This is a genomic window from Epilithonimonas caeni DSM 17710 (genome assembly GCF_000426465.1).
GTDB classification, from domain to species: Bacteria; Bacteroidota; Bacteroidia; order Flavobacteriales; family Weeksellaceae; genus Epilithonimonas; species Epilithonimonas caeni.
On record NZ_AUFK01000014.1, the window covers coordinates 78643 to 98713 of the forward strand.

Here is a 20071-nt window from a genome sequence, read left to right on the forward strand (position 1 = left end):
AATCTTATTTTGCGCTGTTCTTAATTATTTTTTTGCTATAAATACCTTTATTATTTACAACCTTAATTATATATACACCTTGTGGATATCCTTTCAAATCAATAGGAGTTGTTGTGTTAACAATATTCAATTTTTGCAGAAGAAGCCCACTCATATCATAAATTTGTAGTTCTGATCCCTTATATTCGATATTCGTCAATATATTAACAAATTGGTCAGTTGGATTTGGATAAATTTCGATTTCCTCTCTATTATCTTGATTTTTTAATTCTTCATTATTAATTTTTAAAATCCAAAAATCATTTCGTCCATTGGTTGCAACAGACTTATCTTTACCTTTATCAGAATCTGATGTGCCAGCTAAAATAATCCCACCATCTCTCGTTAATGCCGAATTATTTAATATATCGGTATGATTGCCTCCAATATTTTTTCGCCATAGTTCTTCTCCTTTATTGTCTAAATAGATAACCACATAATTATTTATTCCATTTTTGTTTTTATCATCATCTGCATTTTCAGTCTGCGCATAGCCAGAAAGTAAAATATTCCCTTGTTTGTCTTCAACAGCATCCAGTAAAATATCAACCTTTCCAATATTTATGGTTTTTTGCCATTCTATGCTATTTTTGGAATTGGTTTTCAGAAGCCAGTAATCATAATCGTGACTATCATCTTTTTTGTCTTTTGATTTTATTGAATTAGATCGTCCTCCTAATAAAAGCCCATTATCTTGTGTCCTAGTAAATGCCTTCAATTCATTATTACCATCTCCCCCATAGTTATTTTCAGAGATTATATCTCCATTCTTATTTAACTCTATAATCCAATACTCTCCTTCTCCTTTTAGCTTAACAGTTTTATTGCCTGATATTGACGAGTTGGAATACCCTCCAATTAAAAAATTACCGTCTTCCTTTTCGTAACAATTAACTAAATAGTCATACCCATTCCCACCAATGGTCTTTTCCCATTCAATATCTCCTTTTGTATTTAATTTTATTATCCAAAAATCAAAACTACCGAAGCTTTTTTCAGATTTATTGCCAATTAGTTTACCTTCTATTTCGATAGGGTCGGAATCTGATATTCCTCCAATTAAATAACCTTTATCTTTTGTCTGATATACACTAATCAATTTATCTGTATTATTTCCACCAATAGTTTTATCCCATTCCACATCTCCTTTAGCATTCAATTTTATTATCCAAAAATCTGAAAACCCTATATTTTCACCTGTCTTATCTCCACCAATGTCCGATGAAGAACTACCGGACAGTATTATTCCTCCATCTTGGGTTAGACACGCATTATTTAACATATCATTTCCTGCCCCCCCATATGTTTTTTCCCATTCAAAATCACCCTGCTCATTTATTTTCATTAAAATATAATCAAGTCCGCCCTTTGAGTTGGAAAGAGTACTGCCTGCTACTAAAAACCCATAATCTGGCGTAGGTATTATCTTTTCAAGATATTCACTCTGTTCACCTCCAAATGTTTTTTGCCAAACAATTTTTTGACAAAAGACAATTTGTATAAAAAAAATAAAAATAAGAGTGATTATTGTCTTTTTTAAAAACATATTTAAATTTTATTTAGATTTTAATTCTGAGATTTCTGCTTTAAGTTTTTGAAGTTCTTTATTTTGTTCAATAGTATATAACGTCAATTCTTCGATCTTTTGAAGCAGCTTAATCTGGAATTCTCCAACATTCACACCTTCCTTTTCCATTTCTTTCGCAGAAGCAATCTCAGGAAGGTGCTTTTTATCCTTAATATGTTGTTCCACAGATTCTAATGTTGGAAGAGCATAATCTTCTTCAAAAACAAAATCGGCAGTAGGTGTTTGAGTTACTTTTATTTCTTTAGCCTCTATCTTTGCGTTAACCTTCATGTTGTCACTAAATGAGGATTTTCCAGCAACATCTAATCTGTTTTGCGAAGGATTTACACCGATACCAACATTCCCGTTTTCACCAATCATTAATGCATCCACATATTGATTTGTGGCTGTTTGATTGTGTACTCTGAAAAAATAACCTCCTCCGTAAGATTTTGCAGATGTATTATCTACAATAAGCTGATCATTGGCCTGCTGACCAAGCGTTAAGAAAGTATATTCTCCAGAACTATTGAATCTTGCATTACCACCAACATCTAACTTTGCTACAGGATCACCCGTGCCACCAATTTTTACATCGCCATTTGGTTTGATAGTAAGCAATCTGTTTTCATTCACGCTGGCTCCCTGAGATATTGTCAGATCATTAAAAGCTCCGTCACTTGTACTAATATGAAACCAACTTCCTAAATTTGGAATAAAAGTCACGGCAGATCTATTTTGATAATTGATAAAAGTCTTCTGACCCGTGTTTGTACCTATGTCCAATTTGGATTCAGGATTAGATATTCCTATTCCTACATTTCCATTCGTAAGTATGTTGAATTTAGGATTCTGATCACCTGTAAACATTCTTATTCCAGAAGAACCTGTTACCCATAATTCGGCGGCACCGCTTGCATTAGGGGCTATTAAACCATAACGGGGAACAGAGATTGATGATGGAGACAATGTTGGGACATTTGCCTGTGTTATAGTATATCTTGCATCGTCTTGAAAACTTAATGACGCAGGACCTCCTGCATAAATATCTCCAACTACCGTAAGTTTTCTAGTGGGATTTGATGTCCCTATTCCTACATTTCCTGTAGAAGAATCTGCTGTTGAACCACTTATAGTGCCACTAGGGGCATAGAGTTGTGCATTTACTGTAGATAGCCCCAGAATTCCTGTGATTATTAGTATCTTTCTCATAGTTTTTAATTTTTATGTTTATTAGGGTTGATAGTTAAAATGGTTTTTATAACCAAAGAATGCAGAAATAGAATTCCCAAGCGTATGCAGAGTTTTTTTATTGGTTAATTTTTCGGTGCGAAAATAGCAATATTTTAACAGTTTTTAAAATAATTTTATATGTTTTTTATTATGTTAAATAGAACTCTTCTATAGTTTTTAAAGATTAATCATACGAAAACAATTTTTTCATATTAATTATAGAATTACACCTCCGGACTATATCCCCTCCCATATAAATCCCCCCTTGCCCCGTGGGTCTTTGACCTTAAAAAAGTTAACTCAATGGTTCCCGAGAAATTATCTCTGCAGAATTTTTCCAAAATTTTTAGAAAATTTGGAATTTTGTTTTAATCTGATTCTAAGGAAAATAATATATTTGCCATAGAAAAATATAAAATAACGTAAAGCGTAAGCTATCGTATTGGTACAAGAAAACCGCTAATCTTCTTAGATAACCAAATTCGATAGGCTTGCGCCCATGCCATATATCGGCGTGGGCTGTAAGTTCTATCTGGTTATCGGGTTCTTAGCGGTACCTCTTGTACGGATAGTCTTCAGTTCCACGCTTTCTCATTTTTAACCGTCACTTTTGGAACTGGGGTGAGTATTATAAACTGACACCTGCATCGTGAGAACAATGAAATCTATTTTACGGTTTTCAATGGTTCCAATAATCCTTTTATCCTGTTCTTCAACAGTGGTAAGAACCTATGATTATTACAAATATCTTCCTAGTGGTAAACAAGGCTCTAAAAATAATCTAATTGTTGAAACACCAACAAAAGTCAAGATAGATATGAGATTAAAAACAGTTGTCATTAAATCCAACAGTGATTTAATTGACACACTTCTTATTAAATCTACCTCAAATAAATTGTCCAGATCTAAACCAAAAAACAATCAATCTTTTTTGGTTTACAGTAAATCTAAAAAGGTTAGTGGTACGTTGGAACTGAGGGACAATGAATGTCTAATTGTTCTAAAAGATTCCAAGTGGTTTCTAAATTATAAAACTGATCTAACAAGAATATCTATAAATAAAGTTGATAACCCAATAAATTAAAATTAAACTAATGTCCTATTGTCATAATTGTGGGAACAAAACCTCCCAAACTTCAAAATTTTGTTCGAATTGTGGAACTACAATATGCACGACTCCAACTGAAGACTCAGATGTTATTAAAAACGAATTTGAAAATCTAAAAAAGACAAGTAAACCAATATATAAAAGATTTTGGTTTTGGTTCTGGGTTGCCTTTGAAATATTTATTGCCGTTACAAATTCGAAGGATAAAATTTTCATAATGTGGCTAATACCGTGGATGTATTTTGCATATAATTATCTTTTTGATTGGATTGCAAATTTGTTCGCAAGGATGAATCGTAAAATCGCATTAATCCTGATCATCTTACTTATTACATTTTTAGTGATAGCCAAGTCAATTGTATAATAAAAAATAAATCATGAAAAAATTCTGTAACTCCTGCGGTAACGCACTTAGTGAAACCGATAAATTCTGTACATCTTGCGGACAAAAAGTCGAGATTAATAAAGAATCAAAGGAACTTCAACAAGAAGAAACATTAAATGAAAAATTAGAGACGAACGAAAGCATAAATGTTGAGCAAGTAAACATTGATTTAGATGACAGATTAGATGGTGGATTAAAAGTTCTGTCCTTTTGCCTACCCATAGTCGGAATTGTTTTATATTTTTCAAATAAAAATTTGAAACCAAAAAAAGCCGAGTCTGCGTGTCACTCTTCTTTATGGGGATGGGCATTTTCTATTGTTTTAGTTATAATTCTTACAATTTTTTCAATTTTCTATAAGGAAATAGTGGGTGATACCTTATCGCAAGAAGATATTGAATCAATCAATAGTGTTGATTCCACATTTAAGAAAACTGATTCATCAGCTGCTCTTATTGATTCTGCTACTGCAAAAATATCTGACGAAGATTCGGATTATCAATTAGAAATAATGGATTCACGGAGCAAATCCTACCATTGCCGACAGTGTGGAAGGAGTATTTCTTGGATAGGCAGTTATTACTGGACAAGTTACTTAGATGATAATGGGTCTATAAAGAATGATATAACTAAATTGGAAAATCTTGAATATGCAGGGGATGAAAGGATTGATACGCCAATGTATACTGATGCAGGTTTAATATCGAGAGGAATATTCTGTTCAGAAAGATGTACAAGAAAAAATCTTAGTACCTGGACCTTCCCTGAAGATTATAAACAATACATTGAACAATAAATGGGTAATTTGAAAATACAGTTCTCTTTTTGTCATAAAAAACCTGAAAGATCATTCTTTTGGAAAGGAAAGAAATTTCCTTTATGTGCAAGATGTACCGGAATTTATTTGGGATATCTTTCACTACCTCTGTTTCTCTGTAACTTCATTAACTTGAATATACTCATTTCTATATTGATGATCATTCCCACTTATATTGACGGTTTTATTCAGGCAGTCTTCAATCTCGAAAGTACTAATATGAGAAGACTCATGACGGGTTTTATATCTGGTATTGGAACTATGTCTTTGACAGTAATAATTTCTAAACAGATCACTCACTTATTAATTTCAACATTTTAACATCCAAATGAAAACATTATTAACAATATTAAGTCTCCTTTTAACAATAACATTGGTCAAATCACAAAGAATGTATAATGCGTCGGGTAAACAGATTGGAAGAATTGACGGAAATTATTTTTATGATGGTTCAGGTCATTTGATTGGTAGAACAGACAAGAATTATTTATATGATAGTTCTGGGCATCAAATAGGAAGAACGGATAACAATTACCTTTATAATGGTTCTGGAAAACAGATCGAAAGAACAGATGGAAAATATTTTTATAATGGTTCTGGACGATTAATTGGTAAGGTTAATGGGAGTTATCTTTATGATGAAATAGGGCATCTAATTGGTCGTTCAGATGGCTTGAAAAGGAGAGAGATTATATTGTTTTTCTATTTTTATTTATAGGAATATTTTGGTAGCAACATAGGTAGCAAAATAGAAATATACTTTCTAAAAACACCATTATCATTATATTATTCTATATCCTCCAACTCCACTAAAAAAAGGAACTTAAAAGTTCCTTTTTTTATTTTTAATTCAGATATCGTTTTGCGAACCATTTATCCAGGAAATCCACACTGATATTCAGCATATGATAATTTTCCTTTATAGCCGAATTATTTAAAAGACCTCTTTTACCATAGCCGTAGCCAACATTCAGATTGATCTTGTTCATGGGTATTCCAATTCCTACTGTAGCTTCCATTTTATTGATCTCTCTGTTATTAACCTTGTAATAACCTGTATCATAGTTGAGTCCGAAGCGGTAGATCAGATTTTCCGAAAAAATCGGGCTATTTTTTCTTTCTGGAAGAAGTTCAAAGCCCAATCCATAAACATGTTGCTTGTAATATTTTTCTTTGGTAACAGTATTTTTCACATCGTTCCAGTTACTTTGTGTATAATCAAAGCTGAAACGATATCTGTCATTTTTCAAGACACTTACCCCTAACCCAACTTCCAGCGGAAGCGTAGAGTCTTTTGAGGAAAGTTTGGTCGTAACACTATTATTATAATCTCTGTTTTCTGTATAGATCGTTTCTCCTTTGGCATTCAGATTACTCTTGAAATTAACAATTGCTCCCAAAGTCAATTGCAGTCTTTCTTTTTGAAAATACTTGTTATACTGGGTTCCTAATCCATAACTAAATCCGGTATATCTTATATTTCGGCTTATCTCAAGCTCAGTTGTTGTGGTAATGATCTCTTTACGAATGATGGTTCCAAAATTATTCTTCGCCTTTCCACCAACGCTCCAATTATTATTGATCCTATAACCTATACCGACACCCAGATTGGAGATCCCGCCACTTCCCTCATAAGTAATGGGATAATTGCTGGATGTCCCTTCTATGGGTATTTCGGAGTCAAATTGATAATCCGTGGAAGTTGTAGGTTGCACATTAGCACTTAAGAAGAATTTATTTGAAATTCTCATAGCCAATCCCAGGTTGGTGAAATTACCGTTGATCCTTTTGTCTGTCCCCTGATTACTGGAAATACTGTTGCTCTTTAGAAACCCTCCGACATCGAAGATGACATTCTGTATCCCGATCGAGGTAATAGATGCCGGATTTTTAGAATTGATGTAATCTGGAGATTCCAGAGCTATACCGGTATTTCCCAAAGAAATATTCCTTGCGTTATCAACATTATTGAATGTTCCAATCCCGAAATAAGAATAAGGCGAGGAATCCTGAGCATATACTTTCTGCATAAATATTCCAGCAAAAAATATCATTATTTTAATTTTTTGACACATAAATTTCTAAAATTAATAACCTAGAATGTAAAGTTTAAGCTTGGCCGGATTGGTACTATTTTTAGAATCGCCTACTATTGCCTTCCCCGCCAGAACATCCATATAAGAAGATGGATAGATCAAAATATTATAATGGGAATCCGAGGTTTCCGAAAGAATATTATTGACATAACTCAACATATCAACGGTATAAGCATGATCACTCTGGAACTCACTTTCATCCGAAAAAGCGATGGTGACCTCAGTTGTACCGTCTGAATTATAAAAAGGCGAAACGACTGTATTTTTTTTGTCTCCCAAATAATAATAAAGAGGTGTCGGATTATAAAAATTTTTGGAATAATATCCCGCTACCGGACTCAGGGTTAGATTTGCACTGATGATTTTATAATTATCATAAAGATTCTTCAGCGTTTTCAGATAAGGAATCTCCACTCTCGTATAAACACCAATACCTGACATCAGATAAGTTTTATTACCCAGATTTTTAGATTCAATTGGTGTTGATGGTGTGAGATTAGCCAGTTCCGAGCCCGTAAAATCACTATCTATTTTGTTATATTGATACGTTGTACTCGGATTGAGGTCGAGTGTATATTTCACATCTTCGGTCCCGTTTTGAGAAGTTGTGTGATAATACATCCTAACAACATTGGAGACTTTTTCTTTGGTCGTATTGCTGATTTGAACTTCATAAGACGAACTGATCCCAAAACGCAGCATGGCATTGTTATCAGAAGAGGGAACTAATGCTAAACCTTTATAGAAATTAAGAAAATATTCTTGGTTATTAGCATCCTTACTTTTCAAAAGATTGAAAAGACCCTGACCATAACTCTGGTCAAGACGGATTCTTACAAAACTACTATCCGTATTTGGCCTCGGAAGAAACTCGGTGGTTCCTATCGAACTGGCCGAATAATTAAATTTACTCTTATTATAGAGATAGCCATTATCCAGTTTTATTCTGCTTTCCATCGGATGGACATCCATTTTGAACGTTTTGAGCGTATCGCCATAATAAGAATCTATATTGGTAAGGTACATTACAATGGAGTCAAAAACCACATTGCTTGTCGTTGCAAGATTATAACTCTCTGGTGTCAACTCAAAGAGAGAAGACGACGTTACCCTACCAAATGTATTATCTTTTATATTTCCCACCAGCATTTCACTTTTTCCGGACGTTACCACAGAGTCCACCATGATGGTTGACATTTTCAGCGTAAGCGTGTCGACCATTACAACTTTGGACTGTGCAGACATCCAAGAATTCCCTACTTCATACGTGTTGCTTTCTCTCTCGCAGGAACATAAGAGGAGAACAGAAACACACAACAAAAGATATTTGTACATTATTTTTTTTGTAAACATACACTGACTATAATATAGAGCTAAAATAATTTCTCCCTTTCGGCTTTAGTTTTCGACAGATCAATCCTATCCTTAGACAATTATATATTTCACGACCTATATAAAATCTATCGAAAAAACAACATGGTTTAACGACAAAAAAAGCTTGTTTGTCTAAAAAATTTTCAAAAGAGCGGGGAATGAAGTTGATTTGCATCAAAAAATAAGAATGAGCAATAAACTTTCGGTTTTAGTTCTTGCTATGGCGGGGATTTTTTTAGTATCAAGCTGTCGAAATGATGATGACGATGACGAGTTGGTAGGAAATTGGGTAAGAGTTTCGGATCTAGACGGTAAACCACGCTCCAATGCTTCTGCCTTTGTAGTGAATGGAATAGGATATCTAACTGGAGGTTATGATGGAGAAGATTATTACAACGACCTTTGGAGCTATGACCCGAATGCTAACTCCTGGACACAAAAAGCAGATTTCCCAGGTGTAAAAAGAAGTTCTGCCGTAGGTTTCGCAACAGATTCTTATGGTTATGTCGGAACTGGATATGATGGCACAAACAAGCTCAATGACTTCTATAAATATGATGCATCTGCCAATTCCTGGACCAAGATAGATGACCTCCCCGGAACAGGAAGATACGCAGCTTTAGCTTTTGGAATTGGAAGCAAAGGTTATGTCGGAACTGGATATGACGGAAGTGAGCTTAAGGATTTTTACAAATATGATGAAGCAACATCCAGCTGGACAACAATTACAAGTTTAGGAGGTTCTAAAAGAAGAGACGGAGCCGTTTTCGTTATCAATGGAACAGCTTATGTAGGCTTTGGAACCAATAATGGAAGTTTGGTTTCAGATTTCTGGGCATTCGACCCGTCTTCAGAAACTTGGACACGAAAAGCGAACACAAGTGATGATGATGACACGCAAAATCGTGCTTCTACAGCAGCTTTTGCTGCAGGCGGACTTGGTTATGTTTCTACAGGGAATGTAAGCGGTGTTACCAACTCAACTTGGGAATACAATCCTTCCACAGACGATTGGACAGAAAGAACTGCTTTCGAAGGTTCTTCCAGAGAAAGTGCCTGTGCATTCTCATTCGGAACTTATGGTTATGTTTTGACGGGGAACAGCGGATCTTCCTACTTTGATGACATCTGGGTATTCCATCCGACAGAAACCGAGAATGAAGATGATTAAAACATTCTGGAGATCATTCTTATCAGTAGGCATTCTTCTGATCTCCTGTGAAAAAAAGAATAATGAATTAGACGTTAAGATAACTCAACAAGAAAATGGTTTTGGTTATCAGATCATAAAAAACAAAAAGGTTTTTATCGATCAGCCATTTATTCCGGCGGTGCAAGGTGAACAATCTTTCCAGGATAGTTTGCAAGCCCGGAGAACCGCCGATCTTGTAATAGAAAAAATAGGAAAAACATCCTTTCCCCGAATCTCGGTACATGAACTGGACTCCATGAAGATAGAATACGAGATTCCAAAATTTCAATAAGCATAGATTCCTTCGATAATTTATCGGGGGAATTTTGCACGTTAAAAACATTCATCTGTTATGAACACATTTCTGAAAAGCATCAAAACCATCTACCTCTATCATTGCATCATCTGGCTGGTTCTCATTGCTTTTAAATTGATAATGGACTATTCCGTTTTTGGACAATTGGCGTTGCTGATGAACATGAAAATATTTTTGTTCTCCATCCTGTTTTTCTATCTCAATTACAAAGTATTTTTACCTCATCTCATCAAGCAAAATCCAAGAAAAATATCTATTGTTGTGATTTCTTTTGTTGTGGTTTATATCGGATCGATGATATTCTTTATGCCTCATTTTCCAAAACATCCGCAAGGACAACCTCCGTTTTCTCCAAAAGATTTTCCAAGACCGGACCGAATGGTGAGGTTCCGCAATAGACCGGATTTTCATGATATTTTCTTTAAGATCGGATTATTCTCGATGGTCTTCAGCACGTTGATCTTCTTTGTTGACAAGTGGATGGAAAATCAAAAAAAGATAAAAGCTTTGGAATTTGAAAGACAATCTAGCGAACTGAAGATCCTGCGCGAACAGATCAACCCGCATTTCTTTTTCAATGCACTTAACAGTATCTATTCTTTATCGATCACCCAATCCAATGATACACCCAGAGTTATTTTGATTTTGTCCGACATCATGCGGTATGTTCTCAATGATAAAAACGGGCAGAAAAATAATCTGAATGATGAGATCATCAATATTAAAAAGTACATCGAGATACAGTCTATCAGGTTCAACAAGTTCAATAATATCAATTATCAGTTTTTGGGGAACTTCGGAAATTATAAGATCGAACCTTTGCTTCTTTTGACCTTTGTTGAGAATGCTTTCAAATATGCTGATTTTAGTAAGGGTCCATTAGAAATCAAAGTTTTGTTAAAAGATGACATCCTGGATTTTAACATCAAGAATTTTTACGAGAGAAAACCAAGTGAAAAAACTGATAACAACAAGCTTGGGATCAAAAACACAAAGATGAAACTGGACCTGCTCTATCCCGAGAAATACCAACTCGACATTAATGATAATGGCTCCGAATATGAAATTAATTTAAAACTCACATTAGACTCTGACCAATGAATTGCATAATTGTAGATGATGAGGAACTAGCACATCACGTGATTGAAGAATATATCTCAAGAATCCCTTTTATTAATCTTGTAGCGAATTGTTATGACATCCAGGAAACGATTCAGGTTTTGAAAAACAATACGGTCGATCTGATCTTTCTGGACATCAATCTTCCGAATATCTCCGGAATCGAGTTCCTGAAAAGCTACAACAAACTCCCGAATGTCATTATTACAACGGCTTATGATAACTGTGCCATCCAAGGATTTGAAATGGATGTTATCGACTATCTGTTAAAACCTTTTTCCTTTGAACGTTTCCTGAAAGCTGCTTACAAAAGTTTTGACCTTTATAATAATATCAAGATCCTTCAGGAAAATGATAACGTGATGAAAAATGCTTTCATCTTTGTCCGTTCAAACAATGAGGATGTCAAATTGAATCTTAATGAGATCATTAGGATCAATGCTTTGAAAGATTATATCGTGATCTACACCAACACGAGAAAACTGATCGTGCATCAAACCATGAAATCTATTATGGAGAAAATCAATTTTGAAAATTTCATTAGAGTTCACAATTCGCATATTATCTCTCTTCAGCATCTTCAAAGTGTCGGAAAAAACAGCCTGATGATCGGCGATGAAAGAATCCCCGTCAGTGAAAAATATAAAACTTATCTCTCTGGAATTGTTGATAGATACAAATAAAATTTAATTTAATAATATCGATTTTTATTATTAAATTAATAAAGGCACAAAATATGCAATGTCATAATCATTAAACCACAAAATTTATTAGTTATGAGAAATCTATTATGGTTAGTAGCCGTCATTTGTATTGTCGTTTGGCTTTTAGGAATGTTAGGAATTGTTCCGGGAATGAGCACGGGTTACTTGGTTCACGTATTATTGGTAATTGCTGTGATCGTAGTATTATTCAACATTATATCCGGAAGAAAACCTCTTGATTAAGTAGAACCGGATGATGAAGTTTCTATCTTCTATATTGAATCACCAACTGGTAATCAGTTGGTTTTTTGTTTTAAAAAGAATTCTGTAATCAAAATATAAATTTTATCTTCACGCTCTAAAATTTTTAATCCACATGAGTGTTCACATAAGCGCAAAAAAAGGAGAAATTGCAAAAACGGTTTTGATGCCGGGCGACCCATTGAGAGCCAAATATATTGCCGATAATTTTTTAACCGATGTTACATTGGTCAGCCAAACCAGAAACATTTTCTATTATACAGGAAAGTATAAAGGAAAAGAGATCACAGTTGGTGCCAGCGGAATGGGATTCCCAAGCATCGGGATCTATTCTTACGAATTATTTACAGAGTATGAAGTTGATACCATTATCAGAATCGGGACTTGTGGTGCTTATTCCACAGATCTGAAATTATTCGATATTCTGAATGTAGAAAAAGCAGCGAGTGAAAGTACTTACGCAAAATTTGCCTGGGGAATTGAAGAAGACATTATTTCTAACCAAGGAACTGCTTTTGATAAAATCAATGAAACTGCAAAAGAATTAGGTCTTGATGCAAAAGCAACCAACATCCATTCCAGCGATATCTTTTACAGAAAGGACCCTGCAGTCCCGGAAATTGCCGTAAGATACAATTGTCCGGCGGTAGAGATGGAAGCCTTTGCCTTATTTGCCAATGCACAACATCTTGGTAAAAATGCGGCCACCATTCTGACAGTTTCGGATATCATCCCAACCCACGAGTTTATATCTGCCGGCCAAAGAGAACAAGCACTTAGAACCATGATGGAACTATCATTGGAAACAGCTTTGAAGTTTTAAAATCTTTTAACTAAAATAAAAAAAATGCTTCTGAATTCAGAAGCATTTTTATTGTTATAATTATTTGGTTAATTATTTCTTGATCACTTTCACAGAGTTGCTTTCTGTATCAGAATTAACTTTCAAGATATAAGTTCCATTGACCAATTGACTCATATCCAGTGAAGCATTTTTGGTATTACCTACATTGAATCTTTGGATCAATTGTCCTGCAACATTATAAACTTCCACATTTTTCAGGATGGAGTTATTCTTATTCTGAATCGATACGAATCCTGAGGTTGGATTTGGGAATACGGTAATTCCGTTTTGTTTCTGAACATCCTCAACTGCCAACGTGCTGCAGTTGTAAACATAGATCTCATCCAGATACCAGCCTTCGATGCCATTACATCCATCCGTTCCCAATTCAAACCTGAATTTGATATTAGAACCTGATGTGACCCCGATCTTGGAAAGATCGATCACGCTTTGTCCCCAGCTTCCGCCAAGGGAGCCGCCATCTGTTCCTGTGAATGCCCTTTGACCTTTTAGTGGGTTATCATTCTGACTGGTTCCATCCAGAGTGCTGTTATAACCATTATAAGTAAATGCTGTTACAGGTAATAGTGTCCATGAGCCGCCATTTAAGCTATACTTGATGTTACCTCCATCCCAAGTTGATTCTGTAGCGACATAATGATTGAAAGCCATTTCATATTTTCCTTCTGAGAAAGTTGGAATTGTAATGGTCGGGCTTTCCAAACGCAGGATTCCGTTTTGAAGGTTGCTTGCACAATCTCCATTGATAGGATCTACCGCGAAAATCGCCTTTCCGGCTCTTGATTTTGGCAAGCCATCTTTTATCGTCCAATCTCTGGCCTCCCAGGTTGATGGTTTTGTAGGAACATTAGACACCGTCCAATTTCCTAGACCATTTTCCCAATCTTCTTTGAATAATGGATTGGAAGTTGCACTTGAGCAAAGCGTTGGTGCATTTTGTGCTAGCAAAGGTGTATAATTACATTGTGTCGCCGGAGATGATCTTAACTGCACTGATAGAATCCCGTTCTTAACATTTTGTACATCAGCAGCTGTAAAGGCTTGTCCCGTTAAACCTGCCGGGGTTGTGCTTGTAGACAACCCTTGAAGGTTGATCCCTACAAGATCATTGGCTGCTGCTTCCAAGGCATCAGCAAAATTGGCAAAATCACTGGTCGCCGTCAAATAGTTCTTCTGTGCTCTCCACCAAAGATGGGCAGCTTTCACAAAGCCTATTCCTGTTATTGTATAACCATTGTAAGTTCCGCCATCTACAAGCAGTGCGTATAAATGGTTGGTAGGTCCGGAGTTAGTATGCACCCCGCCGCTATCGGCAGTTCCGCAATAATAATAGTTAGGGTCCAAAACCCTTGCAGGATCACCATTGCAATTCGGATTCCACATATCCCGGATAGCCCCTCCAAAAGCAGTAGCATCCTCACCCATTTTCCAGCGGAGCGAACCAGAGCAGGAAGCGGTGGTCCTTACACTAAGATTCTCGCCTTCATCCATATAATTATTGATCAGGTCGATCGTTTCTCCCCAAACATCGGAATAAGATTCGTTAAGCGCTCCTGATTGGTATTGGTAAATCAGCCCACTTGTATATTCGGTATAGGCGTGTCCCCACTCGTGCGCAATGACATCGTCTGTTGCCGTCCCGTCACAATATCCTGCATATGTTCCATTCCATCTCGCATTTGGGCAAGAGATGGTCGGGTCATTGTTCACAGTGATCATTGTATGATCAGCTGCATCATAGGAAACGTATCCGAATGCATTTTTAAAGAAATTATAAACATGCTCGGACGTTACGGCTTCATGTTGTTGCCAGACTGTAAGTGTTCCGGGAAAAGCATCACCTTCTTTCCATTTCAGGTTGGAAGCATTGGTATTGGTTTCATACACTCTTCTGTCGATAGGATGTATCCCCGTGAACTGCTCCACCAGCTCTCCCGTATGGGCATTGATAAAAAGAAATTCCCTGACATCATTTTTATTGGTAACTTCTACCTCATAGGCCAAATACGGCACAACAGATCCTCCTTGAACCAAATTCTTGGGGAAGATCAGAAGATTATTTTTTCCAATCTCCAAGGGAACATTACTGCTCGTAAGATTCTGTTTCGCAACAAGACCTTTCGCAATAGCTGCCGCTTCTGTAGAAGAAATATCAGGCGTAGCACTGACTTTTATATTAGAGATCGCATTTCCGTTGATGGATGTCAATTCTTCCTTTCCATTGAAATGGAACTTCAAAACCCCATCATAAACAGGAACACCTTGATGTTGTTGCATATAAACCACATTCTTCAGTCCGTAATTATCTGTGGTTTCCTCTACAAATACCAGGTCGTTTACAGATTTCAGATTAAAGGCTTTGAAGTTTTCTGCCAAAAATTCGGCAACTTTTGCTTTTGCTCCGGTAGATTTTAATTGAAGTGCATTAGAATTTCCAAAAAGGATGAAATTAGGATTGGAAGTGCTGTTACTTATTGTAACATTGGCATTGGTTCGTTTTTTAAGGTTAGTCAGCTCTTTTGATTCTTGGGCAAAACCAAAAGTAGAAGCTAACGCTACGGCTAGGAATAGAGTTTTCTTCATTTTTAAATTTAATTGAAAACAAATATAGCTATTATTCTATGCATTCTGCTCAATAAAACTTAAAGAAAAATAAGAAATATCTAAAAACTCAGTCCTAAAACGTTCATTTGTAATTGTGCCTTGGTATCGATAACTACAGTGATATATTTTTCCGATAATAGGAATTGTGCCGGTTTCAGATCAATGACATTGCCTTGCAATCTGATCCCTTTCACGTATTCTTTATTGAAATTTTCCATCATACTTTTCCTGGAAGAATTCTCGATGTCCAAAAGCGGGATCCCATAATCTTTCTCTATCATCCTTCTGATCTTGCCCTCGAACAAAACAGTCAATGCTTTTTGAAAGAAATTTTTGGTCTTAAGATTGAAATCTGTAACATTCAGCTTTATCTTATGTTCTTCCGCGCTGTAGAAAGGTTTGCCTTTGATGAAAGCCGTTCCGTTCACTTCACCTGTTGTATGTGCTTCTATCACGATATTTTCCTTTTCCTGATAGACAGAAATATCCGTGACCTTTACCTTTTTATTTTCACCACTCATCGCAAATTCTTTATCCTGGAATTGTTGCTTTGCAATCTTTGTCGCTTCATAGAAACTGATATTCGCTGTTGTTTGCAGGTTGAAGATGTTAGGAAGGTCAGGTTTTAAGAGAAAATTCGGAATCGAACTCACATCTTTGGTAGCTAAAGGAATCTGTCCTACGTAAGTCTCAGAATACATATCAATTCCAATTGTTGTTTTGATCTTATCCTGAAAAACCTGAAGCGGTGACATAAAAGTGCTTTGAGGAGAGATCTTGAGCCAGGTGTTATATTCTTCCGAAACATTGATAGGTTTTGAGAACTGATTCCAGGCCATCACCAGGTAAGGCTGCAAATTGAATTTAGATTTGATCTGATCATCAATAATCGTTGTGAACTTGGACTGCTGTTCTTTCAAAGTAGATTCTATAAAAGAGGCGATCGGGATCTTTACTTTGCCATAATCCAAAACAGGTTTTTGTGTCCAGACAAATCCTGCCGTCGTCGTTTTTGTGTCCAACTTCCAATCTGATGTAGCAGTTATACTTGTGATGAAATTCATGATCAGATTAAAGTTGGTATCCTTGTAAAGATAATATCCCAAAGTTCCATAGCCTTTTTCTGCCCAGATCTTCAGAGGCACAGATATCATCAATCTATTTCCTGTCAGTGCTTTTATCGCAATATTTCCCTGCTTCTCTACTTTCACCTTGAACTGGTCGTTATTATTATCGGTATAAGACTGATCTTCATACAAAACACCTTTCACAGATTGGTTAATCAAACTATTGATCTCCGAGATCGGCAGCGAAACAGGAAGTGTGATACTGGATTTGATCTTTGGTAAAGTATAAACAGGACTTTCTGCCTGGGAAAAAACAATGAAGCTGACCAGTAAAAAATATATCGAGTTAATCTTTCTAAATGAAATCATAGGTATTTTAATAAAATCTGAAAGCAAAATTAATGGTTTTATTGATACACTGTCACTAACTCTGATACACCTATTATGATTCCCAATCATTTAGGATATATTTTTTCTGTAAAAATAAACGAGAGCAGGTAATTCCTGCTCTCGTTTTTAAATTTTCTAATTTCTATTTTTTCTGATTTTCAATAGATTAATATATAAATCATATCCATCATTAAGTTTGGAAAATGACCTCATAAATCCTGTTAAAAATCTATTACACATGTCTCTTTTAACTGCTAACATTATTTTTTTTAAAAATGTTTCACTATTTAGTGACAAATTAATAATTTTTTTATATTTGTATTGCAAGGGGAAGTTGAATAACTGAATTTATAACGTTTACAGTAGAGAAATACAGGCCAGAATCCTTTCTTCCCCTTTTTTTAAAAAAACTACAATTGATGATCTCTCGAAAAAAATTCCTCCATTTAGCTGGGTTGGGGATTGTTTCCAGCTTAGTTCCCAATTTTCTTTTGGCAAGATTTGTTGAGTCGTCTTCGGCAGATAATGATATTCCCACATTGCTTAAGACTGCGAGAAGACTTCGTAAACAAGGAAGGCTCAATGCCGCAAAAAATAAGTATGAGCAGGTATTAGCATTAGATGCTTCTGAAATTCGTGCTTACAATGGTATCAGAAAGATACTTTTGTCAAAAAAGCATAAAGAATTGGAGGTCATCCAACTGTATCAACAAGCCTCGGCTAATATTCCAACGAACTTACGAATTAAAAGACGGCTGTATAGTCAATATACAAAAGCCGCTTTAGGCAATAAAAAGATAACAGGGCAATTAAACATTCCGGGCGGTAGAATTCTTACATATGTAAAAGAACGTTATGAAGAATTACTGCTGCAAAATTACCCTAATAAGAAAAATCTTGAAAAGGAACTGGCCAAGATCGATAAGTATATTGCATTAAATGTAGATACTGTAGATACAAGAAAAAATAAGGAATTAAAAAAATATAGAAGAGAAAACCGCAATGCCCATAAGCAGCGTTTCAATCATCTAACGGCGCAAGAAACAGTTCAGGAATTAGCTGCACTTAAAGCAAAGGAACCTTCAAATGACAGGTTACCTCAGATCCGAGAGATGAGCAAGGTCAACATATCTGCCCTTCGTGCAGAGAAAGATTATAGCGGAGCACTTGATGCGGCTAGTATCTATTTAGAAACTATTGATAAAAGTGACCCATATTTCATAAAGCAGTTTAGGGAATTATCAAAGCAACTTAATAACATTGATGACCTGGTTCGTTTTGAGAACTACAATCATACACAAAAAAAGACATTCTGGTCGGCGCTCGCCCTATTTGATGTATATTTTAAACAATCTGAAGTACTGAATTCTCCCGGATCATCAGTCATGGACTCTCTTATCCAAGAGATAAGTGCAAGATCTGAAAATCCGCAACAGAATTTTGAGACTATTACAAGACAAGTGAAATATCTTATTTTAAAGGGTGACTTTACAGCTGCCAGAACAAAACTCTTCGCACTCTGCAGGCAAAAAGCCGGCACTTCCGATGCCCACTCCATTGACAGGGTCAACCTTATCATTGCTAAATTCTATTCAAGACAAGGTTCTTCGAATGATAAAAGCCGCATCCTTGAAATTGTGAATAACCCGACAAGGTTCATAGAGAATGAGGATGAACTCACTAGGCATACAGCATTATTAAACCTGAACAGGTCCAATAACAAACCCATCCATCTACAGCAACTCCAACAGAATATTAATAATTTATAAACCTACATTATGGTAAAAAATTATTTCTTGAATTTGTTTCTATTATTTTCTATCTCCCTTTCATCACAGATCAAAATAACAGAAATCTATCATGATACACCCTACAACGAGAGAATGACCCTCTTTAATGGCTCTACACAGCAGGAAGAAAATGCGAGAAGGCATCATTGGGGGGAGTTTATAGAAATTTACAACTATAGTGATAGGGACATAAGTCTTGAAAATTGGTATATAAAAGATCGTTGGGGTGTTTTTTGGCTACCTAGCGATAAGACCATAAAGAAAGGAGACTTTATGGTAATAGTCTATAGTGCACCAGCTGTAAACACTACGCCATTCACTGAATTATTTTCAACCACCCAGGGCAAAGACGATAAAATCATAAAGCAGAATAATATTATACTTAATAGCTATAAGGAGTCTGTTTCATTAGGATATTCTTTCGGGCGGCAGGTTCCAACAGACAAGGGAGGGTATAGCTGGAACTTACCAAAAGCATCGAATAGGGTCAAAGCTGCCTACAGTCAACCGGGAGTATGTTATACTGTAAACTCATTCCAGTTGGTAAGTAATGGCTCTTATTCTTTGGCTTCTCCCAATCCATTAGACGCAGTTTATAAACCGCCTACAGTACATTTCGAAGATATTATGCTTAATGATTATTTGGCAAATTATGCTTATTTGGACTGGAGCGACAATGTTTTAAATTTGATTAATAACACGTGTCCTATTTCAATTCAAAAAATACAACAAATTCCTAACGGAACTTATAACAGTGGAAGTAAGTGCTTTAATTACGACTCGGCTGGCAGCAATACAGATTCTTTTGATTGTACGCCATCAAATGGAACAACAACTCCGTCCACTGACTATACTTATGATGAACTGCAAACTATTAAAAACGGTATTAAAGTTTATCCTAATCCGGTAAATGCAGCAAATCAATACACTGTTACCATCACCTGGGATGGACCTGCGTTTAACAAGATTTATAATCTGCAGGTTTATAATGCCGGTGGAGGATATGTATTTGGATATACGCCAACAAATGGCATCAACTACACTAGTTTCTCTTTACAAAACCAGCTTCCAGGTATTTTCGTTGTTAATTTTATACTTAACACTGGTCAGGTTATATCTAAAAACATCTTAAAATGGTAAGGTT

General features: G+C 35.7%; 19 protein-coding genes. 13 read left to right on the plus strand and 6 right to left on the minus strand.

The window, feature by feature from the left end:
* Nucleotides 1–4 precede the first annotated feature (4 nt).
* Together K319_RS0108485 and K319_RS21760 are read right to left on the minus strand one after the other, a co-directional pair.
* Nucleotides 5–1585: a T9SS type A sorting domain-containing protein gene (locus tag K319_RS0108485; protein WP_027383273.1), complete on the minus strand. Its 1581-nt coding sequence runs from the start codon at nucleotides 1583–1585 to the stop codon at nucleotides 5–7.
* 9 nt (nucleotides 1586–1594) lie between these two features.
* Nucleotides 1595–2818 (minus strand): hypothetical protein, encoded by a 1224-nt coding sequence (locus K319_RS21760; RefSeq protein ID WP_051230544.1) that lies wholly within the window; start codon nucleotides 2816–2818, stop codon nucleotides 1595–1597.
* A gap of 679 nt (nucleotides 2819–3497) precedes the next feature.
* Here K319_RS21760 and K319_RS0108495 point away from each other — a divergent pair.
* From K319_RS0108495 to K319_RS0108510, 5 genes are read left to right on the plus strand one after another with little or no spacing between them, the layout of a single operon-like run.
* Nucleotides 3498–3923 carry a hypothetical protein gene (locus K319_RS0108495; RefSeq protein WP_156907074.1) on the plus strand — a complete coding sequence of 142 codons (426 nt, stop codon included), beginning with the start codon at nucleotides 3498–3500 and terminating at the stop codon, nucleotides 3921–3923.
* Between the two features lie 10 nt (nucleotides 3924–3933).
* Nucleotides 3934–4311 carry a zinc ribbon domain-containing protein gene (locus tag K319_RS21910; protein ID WP_027383275.1) on the plus strand — a complete coding sequence of 126 codons (378 nt, stop codon included), beginning with the start codon at nucleotides 3934–3936 and terminating at the stop codon, nucleotides 4309–4311.
* 13 nt (nucleotides 4312–4324) lie between these two features.
* Nucleotides 4325–5128 (plus strand): zinc ribbon domain-containing protein, encoded by an 804-nt coding sequence (locus K319_RS21505; RefSeq protein WP_156907075.1) that lies wholly within the window; start codon nucleotides 4325–4327, stop codon nucleotides 5126–5128.
* Nucleotides 5129–5470 (plus strand): DUF2085 domain-containing protein, encoded by a 342-nt coding sequence (locus K319_RS21325; protein ID WP_084403423.1) that lies wholly within the window; start codon nucleotides 5129–5131, stop codon nucleotides 5468–5470.
* 7 nt (nucleotides 5471–5477) lie between these two features.
* Nucleotides 5478–5867, plus strand: a complete 390-nt coding sequence (locus K319_RS0108510) for a 5-fold beta-flower protein (RefSeq protein ID WP_156907076.1) — start codon at nucleotides 5478–5480, stop codon at nucleotides 5865–5867.
* A gap of 127 nt (nucleotides 5868–5994) precedes the next feature.
* Here K319_RS0108510 and K319_RS0108515 read toward each other — a convergent pair whose 3' ends face one another.
* Both K319_RS0108515 and K319_RS0108520 read right to left on the minus strand, forming a co-directional pair.
* Nucleotides 5995–7179: an OmpP1/FadL family transporter gene (locus K319_RS0108515; RefSeq protein WP_027383277.1), complete on the minus strand. Its 1185-nt coding sequence runs from the start codon at nucleotides 7177–7179 to the stop codon at nucleotides 5995–5997.
* 57 nt (nucleotides 7180–7236) lie between these two features.
* Nucleotides 7237–8580, minus strand: a complete 1344-nt coding sequence (locus K319_RS0108520) for a DUF4270 family protein (protein ID WP_034671598.1) — start codon at nucleotides 8578–8580, stop codon at nucleotides 7237–7239.
* Between the two features lie 226 nt (nucleotides 8581–8806).
* On the opposite strand from K319_RS0108520, the gene K319_RS0108525 reads away from it, so the two are divergent.
* From K319_RS0108525 to deoD, 6 genes are all read left to right on the plus strand, one after another.
* On the plus strand, nucleotides 8807–9790 hold the full coding sequence (locus tag K319_RS0108525) for a Kelch repeat-containing protein (protein WP_027383279.1): 984 nt from the start codon (nucleotides 8807–8809) through the stop codon (nucleotides 9788–9790).
* Nucleotides 9777–10103 carry a DUF4907 domain-containing protein gene (locus K319_RS20050; RefSeq protein ID WP_034671600.1) on the plus strand — a complete coding sequence of 109 codons (327 nt, stop codon included), beginning with the start codon at nucleotides 9777–9779 and terminating at the stop codon, nucleotides 10101–10103. The genes K319_RS0108525 and K319_RS20050 overlap by 14 nt, the downstream gene beginning before the upstream one ends.
* Before the next feature lie 60 nt (nucleotides 10104–10163).
* Complete coding sequence (locus K319_RS0108535; protein ID WP_027383280.1) at nucleotides 10164–11228, plus strand: sensor histidine kinase; 1065 nt, start codon at nucleotides 10164–10166, stop codon at nucleotides 11226–11228.
* Nucleotides 11225–11929 (plus strand): LytR/AlgR family response regulator transcription factor, encoded by a 705-nt coding sequence (locus tag K319_RS0108540; RefSeq protein WP_027383281.1) that lies wholly within the window; start codon nucleotides 11225–11227, stop codon nucleotides 11927–11929. Before K319_RS0108535 ends, K319_RS0108540 begins: the two co-directional genes overlap by 4 nt.
* Before the next feature lie 93 nt (nucleotides 11930–12022).
* Nucleotides 12023–12193 (plus strand): lmo0937 family membrane protein, encoded by a 171-nt coding sequence (locus K319_RS21510; protein ID WP_027383282.1) that lies wholly within the window; start codon nucleotides 12023–12025, stop codon nucleotides 12191–12193.
* A gap of 133 nt (nucleotides 12194–12326) precedes the next feature.
* A complete protein-coding gene (gene deoD / locus K319_RS0108550) occupies nucleotides 12327–13034 on the plus strand; it encodes a purine-nucleoside phosphorylase (protein WP_027383283.1) in 708 nt (235 codons plus the stop codon).
* Between the two features lie 72 nt (nucleotides 13035–13106).
* On the opposite strand, the gene K319_RS0108555 is transcribed toward deoD, so the two are convergent.
* On the minus strand, nucleotides 13107–15659 hold the full coding sequence (locus K319_RS0108555; RefSeq protein ID WP_027383284.1) for a M4 family metallopeptidase: 2553 nt from the start codon (nucleotides 15657–15659) through the stop codon (nucleotides 13107–13109).
* An 80-nt stretch (nucleotides 15660–15739) separates the two neighbouring features.
* Entirely contained in the window at nucleotides 15740–17116 is a 1377-nt protein-coding gene (locus K319_RS0108560; protein WP_034671601.1) for a DUF4403 family protein, read from the minus strand.
* Between the two features lie 440 nt (nucleotides 17117–17556).
* Here K319_RS0108560 and K319_RS0108565 point away from each other — a divergent pair, with 440 nt between their 5' ends.
* Together K319_RS0108565 and K319_RS0108570 are read left to right on the plus strand one after the other, a co-directional pair.
* Nucleotides 17557–18906, plus strand: coding sequence for a tetratricopeptide repeat protein (locus tag K319_RS0108565; protein ID WP_027383286.1), 1350 nt, complete (start codon nucleotides 17557–17559; stop codon nucleotides 18904–18906).
* A 9-nt stretch (nucleotides 18907–18915) separates the two neighbouring features.
* Entirely contained in the window at nucleotides 18916–20067 is a 1152-nt protein-coding gene (locus K319_RS0108570; RefSeq protein WP_027383287.1) for a lamin tail domain-containing protein, read from the plus strand.
* Nucleotides 20068–20071: the final 4 nt, after the last annotated feature.

What these genes read in the sequence shown, in the direction of transcription:
- K319_RS0108485 (WP_027383273.1), bottom strand. Translation starts at nt 1,585, where the DNA reads ATGTTTTTAAAAAAGACAATAATCACTCTTATTTTTATTTTTTTTATA.
- K319_RS21760 (WP_051230544.1), bottom strand. Translation starts at nt 2,818, where the DNA reads ATGAGAAAGATACTAATAATCACAGGAATTCTGGGGCTATCTACAGTA.
- K319_RS0108495 (WP_156907074.1), top strand. Translation starts at nt 3,498, where the DNA reads ATGAAATCTATTTTACGGTTTTCAATGGTTCCAATAATCCTTTTATCC.
- K319_RS21910 (WP_027383275.1), top strand. Translation starts at nt 3,934, where the DNA reads ATGTCCTATTGTCATAATTGTGGGAACAAAACCTCCCAAACTTCAAAA.
- K319_RS21505 (WP_156907075.1), top strand. Translation starts at nt 4,325, where the DNA reads ATGAAAAAATTCTGTAACTCCTGCGGTAACGCACTTAGTGAAACCGAT.
- K319_RS21325 (WP_084403423.1), top strand. Translation starts at nt 5,129, where the DNA reads ATGGGTAATTTGAAAATACAGTTCTCTTTTTGTCATAAAAAACCTGAA.
- K319_RS0108510 (WP_156907076.1), top strand. Translation starts at nt 5,478, where the DNA reads ATGAAAACATTATTAACAATATTAAGTCTCCTTTTAACAATAACATTG.
- K319_RS0108515 (WP_027383277.1), bottom strand. Translation starts at nt 7,179, where the DNA reads ATGCAGAAAGTATATGCTCAGGATTCCTCGCCTTATTCTTATTTCGGG.
- K319_RS0108520 (WP_034671598.1), bottom strand. Translation starts at nt 8,580, where the DNA reads ATGTACAAATATCTTTTGTTGTGTGTTTCTGTTCTCCTCTTATGTTCC.
- K319_RS0108525 (WP_027383279.1), top strand. Translation starts at nt 8,807, where the DNA reads ATGAGCAATAAACTTTCGGTTTTAGTTCTTGCTATGGCGGGGATTTTT.
- K319_RS20050 (WP_034671600.1), top strand. Translation starts at nt 9,777, where the DNA reads ATGAAGATGATTAAAACATTCTGGAGATCATTCTTATCAGTAGGCATT.
- K319_RS0108535 (WP_027383280.1), top strand. Translation starts at nt 10,164, where the DNA reads ATGAACACATTTCTGAAAAGCATCAAAACCATCTACCTCTATCATTGC.
- K319_RS0108540 (WP_027383281.1), top strand. Translation starts at nt 11,225, where the DNA reads ATGAATTGCATAATTGTAGATGATGAGGAACTAGCACATCACGTGATT.
- K319_RS21510 (WP_027383282.1), top strand. Translation starts at nt 12,023, where the DNA reads ATGAGAAATCTATTATGGTTAGTAGCCGTCATTTGTATTGTCGTTTGG.
- deoD (WP_027383283.1), top strand. Translation starts at nt 12,327, where the DNA reads ATGAGTGTTCACATAAGCGCAAAAAAAGGAGAAATTGCAAAAACGGTT.
- K319_RS0108555 (WP_027383284.1), bottom strand. Translation starts at nt 15,659, where the DNA reads ATGAAGAAAACTCTATTCCTAGCCGTAGCGTTAGCTTCTACTTTTGGT.
- K319_RS0108560 (WP_034671601.1), bottom strand. Translation starts at nt 17,116, where the DNA reads ATGATTTCATTTAGAAAGATTAACTCGATATATTTTTTACTGGTCAGC.
- K319_RS0108565 (WP_027383286.1), top strand. Translation starts at nt 17,557, where the DNA reads ATGATCTCTCGAAAAAAATTCCTCCATTTAGCTGGGTTGGGGATTGTT.
- K319_RS0108570 (WP_027383287.1), top strand. Translation starts at nt 18,916, where the DNA reads ATGGTAAAAAATTATTTCTTGAATTTGTTTCTATTATTTTCTATCTCC.